We start from the raw sequence: 7,129 nt of genomic DNA on the forward strand, positions 1-7,129 counted from the left end.
AATCATCAGTACGCCGAACCAGCCTACATACAGGCGGTTCTCGGTGCTGGTGACCCACTGGCAAAACTGCTCCCACAGGGAGGCGCTTTCGCGCCGCTGTAGAGTAGTGGTCATGATGTATTAGTCCTTGGTATTTATCGTTTCAAGGTACACAGGCCAAATCGTGTAGATTTGTGACCTGTGTGAGTACACCTTACTACAGTCATGGAGTTTTGTAAACAAACATTCCTTCACGGTTTAATGATTTGGACCGATGTTGGGGCTTTAGGGCGACTGCGGCGATCGCCCTAAAGCCAGAGCAAACAGGGCTTTTGCTGCTTTCGGCGTCGAGCTATGAATTCTGAGAACCGATCGCTTGCCCAGCTCAGACTCACTAGAATTCTCATAAATGTCGTAACAATTGCTTAACCTGAGTGCTGCGGCCCGACGTGGTTAGGGCGCTTGCTCACTACAGCCGCTCTAAATAGTTAAGCAGGTCGGCCATGTCCTGAGGCTCGGGCTGAAACTGAGGCATAGGGGGGGTTTGGCCACTGATCACCTGCTTGATCAGGCCCACTTTGGTCTTGTGATCAGATACCCCCAGCAGCTTTGGCCCCACTTCTCCAGTCGCTTCAATACCGTGGCAGACGGCGCAGTTCATTCTGAAAATAGCTTCGCCTCGGGTGCCATTGCCTTCCATCGACAGCACCTGATGAACGTAGGGGTCAGAGGCCTGGGAGTAGCGCACTGCCACGACGCTCAATACAACGGCTGTAACCAGCGCCACTGCGATCAGCGCGGCCTTTTTCAGCAGGCTGCTGAGGTCTTCGGTCTGCTCGTCTAAGGTCTCTTGTGCCAAGGGTATGAAATCTATCTTCAACTAAATGTTACGTACTTTAAAGAACCTACAACCAGTTCGCCACAGAATCTTAAGGATTTGGGTTGCAGACGGCACTGGCTAGTTCAAGTCATGACCAGGCGACATCAGCGCTTGAGCCCCTCGGTCTGGGGTAGTACCTTTAGGGGGTGCGACCTGGTTTAGACGCTGCCCTCTATCCTCATAACGCCATGGCTGACCTGGATCTCAACAATCAGTCTACCGATGCGATCGCCCCCGAGAGTGTGTCTGCCGCCGCCAGTAGGGCTGTACCAGGGCTCGCTACGGCTTCAACCTCTGGCCCGGCTCAGGAGGCTAGCTCGGCTCCTATGACAAATGCCCAGGCCGAGCAAGTTTTGGCGGAGCTGAAGACAATTAAGCAAAATTTGCTCTGGATTTTGCTGTTAGGCGGCTTTTTTGCCGCTCGGGCCTTCTTTTTTCACTACTAAATTGACATGGCTTCTTCCTCTGAACATGCCCAAGAGTCTCAGGACTCTCAGGATTCCCACGCTGACCATTTTTACTCCACCTTCGTCGTGGAGTACATCGTGCCGGATGGACAGGAGGCAGAAGCAGTTTTTCGGCGGTGGTATGACCGCATGGTAAAAGCGGCCAGCCAGTTTGAGGGCTACACCCGCGCTGATCTGTGCCCCCCTCTAGACTGTGGCGATGGCGTGGTGAAGTGGTACTCCATCGTTCACTTTAGAACGCCGGAAGACCTCAATGGCTGGCTGAAGTCGAGCGATCGCGTCGCTCTTCTGGATGAGGGGCGCGATGCTTTTTTGGCCTACCGTTACAAGTCATTTACTACGGGGCTGGAGGGATGGTTTTCGAGCCATACCGGTGGGGCTGAGCAGCACAGCCTGGGGCCACCTCCCTGGAAGCAGGTGCTGGCGGTGGTGCTGGGCCTCTATCCCACGCTAATGATTCAAAGCATGGTGTTTAGCGCGTTGGGCATTATGCAGTCGTGGCCGCTGGCAACGTCTTTGGTGATTAATAATTTGATTACCTCGTCAATTTTGACCTGGGTGGTGATGCCTCGCATTAGTAAAATGCTGAGTTTTTGGCTGCGTCCGGCTTATCGGCTGACGGCTTTGCAAACCAATTTGGTTGGTGCCGGTCTGGTGCTTGCGGCTTTAGGATTCATGGCTAGCGTGTTTACTTACCTCACCTAACCTGAGGATAGGGGTATCTTAATTAGCTACAGCGAATTTCACTTGGGTGCAGTACATCGAGGTGATCCCTCCTGCCTCCCTTACCAGAGGGGTACAGCGCGGAACTTAGATTAGGGAGGTGCTTGGGGATCTAGAACTCAGCAATTGTGTACCTCACTCCATCCAGAACCGCTATATAAAAATCAAAAAAATCAGTAATTGGTATTACACTACTCGCAGCAAAAAGTGGTGGAGTCGTAAAGTCATGGAATCGAGCTTTTTAACGGCGGTATTTTTGCCCCTGGCTTTGTTTACGGTCATGCTGGGCATGGGGTTAGGGCTTAGAGTCGATGATTTTACCCGGGTATTGGTATACCCAAAGGCTGTAATTGTGGGGCTACTGGCGCAGCTGGTGATGCTGCCCATTCTGGGTTTTGGGCTGGCGTCGGTTTTTCCGCTCAGCCCAGAGCTGGCGGTGGGGGTGATGATTTTAGCCGCCTGCCCTGGGGGGCCAACCTCGAATTTGGTCACCTACCTAGCTCGGGGAAACGTGGCTCTATCGATCACGCTGACGGCGATTAGCAGCCTTGTTACGGTGGTTACGATTCCCCTGGTGGTGAACGTGGCAACGGGGATTTTTATGGGAGAGGCTGCGACCCTGCGGCTGCCGTTTATCGCGACGGTAGTACAGATTGCGGTGATTACGATTATTCCGGTAGCGATCGGGATGGCGCTACATCGGTATTTGCCTCGGTTTGCGGCTCAGGTAGAGCGCGGCGTGAAGTGGCTTTCCCTGGCGCTGCTGGGGTTAATTATTGCCGGTCTGCTGGTACAGCAGCGCGCTAGCGTGGTCGGTTTCTTTGCCCAGGTGGGTCTGGTAACGCTGACGCTCAACCTGGTGGCGATGGCTCTGGGCTACGGTATTGCTCTGGCGGCCAGGCTCGATCGCCCCAGCGCTACGGCCATTACCGTCGAAGTGGGCATTCAGAATGGCACGTTGGCGATCGCCATTGCCAGTGCCCCCACTCTGCTTAACCAGCCTGAGATGGCAATTCCGGCGGCTATTTACAGTCTGCTGATGTTTGCAACCGGGGGAGCATTTGCCGCCTGGGCGTCACGGCAAGGCCATCGCGAGAAAACGCTGGTCGGCTAAGTCAGAGGCCTCACCAAAAAGCCCTGAGCTAACTTGGCTCAGGGCTTTTTGGTAATTCAACGCGAGTGGTTGACCTAGATAGCGACCAACCCAACCGAGCGCAGAATCGCATTGAGAATAGAGCTGATAATGGCCAGGGCGATCGCCCCCAAAATAGCGCTCCAAATGCCGTAGCGGAGGCGGAAACCTTCGATTAGCCAGGCGGCCAAACCAAACACAACAATGGCCCCAATGAGCGGAATCAGGCCCAGACTAACAATGGCAAAGAAGCCGCGCAGCGCACCGGGGAAAAAGCCCCAGATGCCGTTAAACGCGCCGATAATAGCGCCCCCGAGCAGCGCCTTAATGGGGCTGTCAATTTCGACTCCAATCGGCGGAATCTTGGAAATAATCAGCAGACTAATCGCCAAAATGACGACGCTAATTAAAAATCCGATCAGCATGGGCAGTTCTCCTCACACAACTCAGTAACAGGGCTATCAGACAAAATTTTAGACATTAGGGGCAGCAGCCCCCATACACCTGGAATTATCGGTTATAAAGTAGCATTAGCTACGACTTTGTTTTATTTTCTCAAGAAAGCAGCGCTCACTGGGCTATAGTCCCAGCACTGCGCTCATTTTGTTAAGCATGTCATTCTCTTTGTCGCTGATGCGGCTCGACCCAATGCCCATAATGCCGCCCTCGCGGTAGGCCTCAGCCACTTTGGTGGCTAGCGAGATCAGCCACTGCTTGAGTTCACTGGCCTGCACGCCAGTTACTTTGGTATCTAGGATGACGGCAACTTTTTGCAGATGGGCGATCGCGTAGTCGCGCCCTTCTTTAGAGGTTTTGAAGGTTTGAATGAGGCCCAATAGCTCAAACTGCTTTTTTAGCAGCAGCTGCTCACCACCCAGGGGGTCGGCGGCATCGAGTTCGGCAATACCGCTCAGCAAGGCTGGAGCCAGGTCACCAACCAGGTCGGTACGCCTGGTTTCTTCAGACACTAGGGCAACACCTGACCTGACTTCTTGTAAGAATGAAACCGGGTCTACGCGATCGGCCAGGCAAATGCCCATCACGGCCTGCATTGGGGCCTGAATCAGCATTGACCATTCCTCGGCGGTAAAGTTTTCGCGCATAAAGGTGCCCTAGTTTCAATGCCTCAGATTATGCCAACCATATCGGCAAAATATATGAAATCCCTAAGAGTATTCCATCTCCAATAAACATCCCTTTGTCGCGAATTCGGCCCGTTGGGCCTGTCGATAAACCTCTGGATAAGTCTTTAACGGCAGCACTCCAGGGCTGACCAGGGCAAGATGGCTGGCCAGACTAGAGGTCCGTCTCATCTATCTCGGAGTTTTAAGGCAGGCCTGATCACCTGGCTAGAATAGTCAGAGTTTTGCAGGCTCTACTGCCTATGGCTCGCCCTAGCGCCGCCCTTTTACAGGTGCATATATCAGTATTTTTGTTTGGGTTGTCGGGGCTATTTGGCAAGTTTTTGGCCCTACCCGCCTCGGTCATTGTGCTGGGGCGCACCGGCTTTGCCGCTTTGGCTCTGGGTCTGGTGCTGGCTTTGGGGCGACGGTCGGTGCGGCTGCGATCGCTTCGCGACGGGCTGGGTATGGCGCTGCTGGGGGGGCTGCTGGCCTTTCACTGGGTGAGCTTTTTTGTCAGCATTCAGCTGGCGACGGTGGCGATCGGGCTGCTGACCTTTTCCAGCTTCCCGGTGTTTGTCACGGTGCTAGAGCCGCTGCTGTTTAAGACGCCCTGGCGCTGGCGGGATGGGGCGATCGCCGCGCTGGTCATGATCGGCGTAGCGCTAGTTGTTCCTGACTACCGGCTGGGATCGGCGACGACGCTGGGCGCGCTGTGGGGGCTGCTGTCAGGGCTGTCGTTTGCGCTGCTGCAGTTGCTCAACAAAGGCTACCGGCAGCGGTACTCGGCTCTGGCGATCGCCTTTTACCAGGATCTGTTTGCCTGCCTCAGTCTGCTGGTGGTCGCACCTCTGGCCAGTTTGGCGCTAATGCCTCGGGAGGTGGGCCTGCTGCTGGTGCTGGGCGTGCTGTGTACCGCCGTGGCTCACACCCTGTTTATTGAAAGCTTGGCGGTGCTGCGCACCCAAACCGCCAGCGTGATCAGCACCCTAGAACCCGTCTACGGTGTTCTCTTGGCGGTGCTGCTGCTGGGGGAACTGCCCGCTCTGCGAACTCTGGCGGGCGGGGGGGTGATTATTGGTGCGACTATCTGGGCCAGCTGGCCAAACGCCAAAATATTGGCAGAAACGGATTAAGCTTGAACCGCAAAGCGATGAATGAAGTCGCGCTGAGCCGCTACGCTCAGGGCACCGAGCCGCGCACGTTGGACGGCGGCGATCGCATCCTCGGCGCTGTAGCCCAGCTTGACCAGGCAGGCCGCTACCACTGTGCCCGTGCGCCCGCCACCGCCCCGGCAGTGTACTACCACCGTTCCGCCCACTTGGGTAAAAGCCAAAATGCGCTCGACTAAGGCTGTGAACTGGTCTAAATCGGTAGGCAGCGCGTCGTCGACAATGGGCAGAGTGTCAGTGGCTATGCCCAGATTCTCCGCGTCTTCGAGCAGGCTGGGAATGCCCAACTCTCGCCGCTCTGCGGCATCAAGCAGGCAGACCAAGCGCTCGACACCGTAGTGGTCTTTTAACCGGGCCAAGTCGGCCTGGAGATCGCGTTGCCAGATGGCTTTGCTGTCTTCATCGTTGCGGCCTGGGGCAATGGTAAGCCCCAGTTGACCCGGTTGGGGCAGCTGATCCGGAGGCAAAAAATCTACGCGTAGGGGCAGACTCTCCGAGGTGTAAGTGGGTTTCATGGGTAAGAGAGGGGCTGTGCGGGTTTGCGGGACAAATTGCCAGATTTGTAGGCGGCAAGGCGCTCAAGCCTTTAAGATCAACATATCAATTTTTTTTGAAATATCAGCAATTCTCATTCCACCTCTTCGAAACCCTCATGGCAACCAATAATTCCGATGCGATCGCCAGTTCCCCTTCCCCTAGTGCTGGAGGGCAGCTCAGCCTTTTTGAGCGCTACCTCACCCTGTGGGTGCTGCTGTGTATTGGGGCGGGCATTGCCCTGGGCCGACTGTGGCCTCAGGTGGCGATCGCACTGGATGCCATGAGTCTCTACCAGATATCGGTGCCGATCGCCGTCTGCCTCTTTTTCATGATGTACCCAATCATGGTAAAAATCGATTTTTCGCAGGCCAAGCGGGCGGCCCAAACGCCGAAGCCCGTCGTGCTTACCCTGGTGGTGAACTGGCTGATCAAGCCGTTTACCATGGTGCTGTTTGCCCAGGTGTTTCTCGGCGGGCTGTTTCGGCCGCTGCTGGCGGGCAGCGAGATCATTCGCGGCAGCGAGATACCTCTGGCCGACTCGTACATTGCCGGAGCCATTTTGCTGGGCATTGCTCCCTGCACCGCCATGGTGCTGATGTGGGGATACCTGTCGTTTAGCAACCAGGGGCTGACCCTGGTGATGGTGGCGATCAACTCCCTGGCCATGCTGTTTCTCTACGCGCCCCTGGGGCGCTGGCTGCTGGCGGCCAACAGCCTGACGGTGCCCTGGGAAACGATTGTGCTGTCGGTGCTCGTCTATGTCGGTCTACCGCTGCTGGCGGGCACCCTCTCGCGCAGCTGGATTTTGCGCCATAGGGGCAAAGCCTGGTTTGAGCAGGTGTTTCTCAAAGCGCTCAGCCCGGTGGCCGTGATTGCCCTGCTGACCACCCTGGTGCTGCTGTTTGCGTTTAAGGGCGACTTAATTGTGCGCAACCCGCTGCACATCGTGCTGATTGCCGTGCCGCTGTTCCTACAGACCAACTTCATATTTTGTAATTAGTCACCGCAACAAAGCTGACCTACTGGGAATGGGGCAAAAGTTTGTAGCATAAGGGGCATGACGATACAGCCACGTCCAGAGCCAAACCTGCCGGAGATCGACCCTGAAGAGCAAGGGG

At 55.7% G+C, this 7,129-nt stretch carries 8 protein-coding genes and 2 pseudogenes; 5 read left to right on the forward strand and 5 right to left on the reverse strand.

Features of this window, described 5'->3' with window-relative positions:
• A pseudogene (locus ACQ4N7_RS29745) lies at positions 1 to 114 on the reverse strand (photosystem II q(b) protein); the annotation flags it as partial.
• A 334-nt stretch (positions 115 to 448) separates the two neighbouring features.
• Entirely contained in the window at positions 449 to 838 is a 390-nt protein-coding gene (locus tag ACQ4N7_RS29750) for a c-type cytochrome (protein WP_430715041.1), read from the reverse strand.
• A 209-nt stretch (positions 839 to 1,047) separates the two neighbouring features.
• Here ACQ4N7_RS29750 and ACQ4N7_RS29755 point away from each other — a divergent pair, with 209 nt between their 5' ends.
• The 3 genes from ACQ4N7_RS29755 (at position 1,048) to ACQ4N7_RS29765 (ending at position 3,163) form a co-directional block, all read left to right on the forward strand.
• Positions 1,048 to 1,305, forward strand: coding sequence for a hypothetical protein (locus ACQ4N7_RS29755; RefSeq protein WP_430715042.1), 258 nt, complete (start codon positions 1,048 to 1,050; stop codon positions 1,303 to 1,305).
• 6 nt (positions 1,306 to 1,311) lie between these two features.
• The gene (locus ACQ4N7_RS29760; RefSeq protein ID WP_430715043.1) at positions 1,312 to 2,031 is read left to right on the forward strand and encodes a hypothetical protein; all 720 of its coding nucleotides are present in this window, start codon (positions 1,312 to 1,314) and stop codon (positions 2,029 to 2,031) included.
• A gap of 244 nt (positions 2,032 to 2,275) precedes the next feature.
• Entirely contained in the window at positions 2,276 to 3,163 is an 888-nt protein-coding gene (locus tag ACQ4N7_RS29765; protein WP_430715044.1) for a bile acid:sodium symporter family protein, read from the forward strand.
• 74 nt (positions 3,164 to 3,237) lie between these two features.
• On the opposite strand, the gene ACQ4N7_RS29770 is transcribed toward ACQ4N7_RS29765, so the two are convergent.
• Positions 3,238 to 3,603 (reverse strand): phage holin family protein, encoded by a 366-nt coding sequence (locus ACQ4N7_RS29770; protein WP_430715048.1) that lies wholly within the window; start codon positions 3,601 to 3,603, stop codon positions 3,238 to 3,240.
• A gap of 156 nt (positions 3,604 to 3,759) precedes the next feature.
• Positions 3,760 to 4,284: a hypothetical protein gene (locus tag ACQ4N7_RS29775; RefSeq protein WP_430715045.1), complete on the reverse strand. Its 525-nt coding sequence runs from the start codon at positions 4,282 to 4,284 to the stop codon at positions 3,760 to 3,762.
• 281 nt (positions 4,285 to 4,565) lie between these two features.
• Between ACQ4N7_RS29775 and ACQ4N7_RS29780 the strand changes: the two genes are divergently transcribed.
• Complete coding sequence (locus ACQ4N7_RS29780) at positions 4,566 to 5,438, forward strand: DMT family transporter (protein WP_430715046.1); 873 nt, start codon at positions 4,566 to 4,568, stop codon at positions 5,436 to 5,438.
• On the opposite strand, the gene ACQ4N7_RS29785 is transcribed toward ACQ4N7_RS29780, so the two are convergent.
• Positions 5,435 to 5,989 carry a dual specificity protein phosphatase family protein gene (locus tag ACQ4N7_RS29785; protein ID WP_430715047.1) on the reverse strand — a complete coding sequence of 185 codons (555 nt, stop codon included), beginning with the start codon at positions 5,987 to 5,989 and terminating at the stop codon, positions 5,435 to 5,437. The genes ACQ4N7_RS29780 and ACQ4N7_RS29785 overlap by 4 nt on opposite strands.
• A 137-nt stretch (positions 5,990 to 6,126) precedes the next feature.
• Between ACQ4N7_RS29785 and arsB the strand changes: the two are divergent.
• Positions 6,127 to 7,002: pseudogene (gene arsB / locus ACQ4N7_RS29790) on the forward strand (ACR3 family arsenite efflux transporter); the annotation flags it as partial.
• Between the last annotated feature and the right edge of the window lie 127 nt (positions 7,003 to 7,129).

The organism is Nodosilinea sp. AN01ver1 (assembly GCF_050565655.1).
GTDB lineage: Bacteria > Cyanobacteriota > Cyanobacteriia > Phormidesmidales > Phormidesmidaceae > Nodosilinea.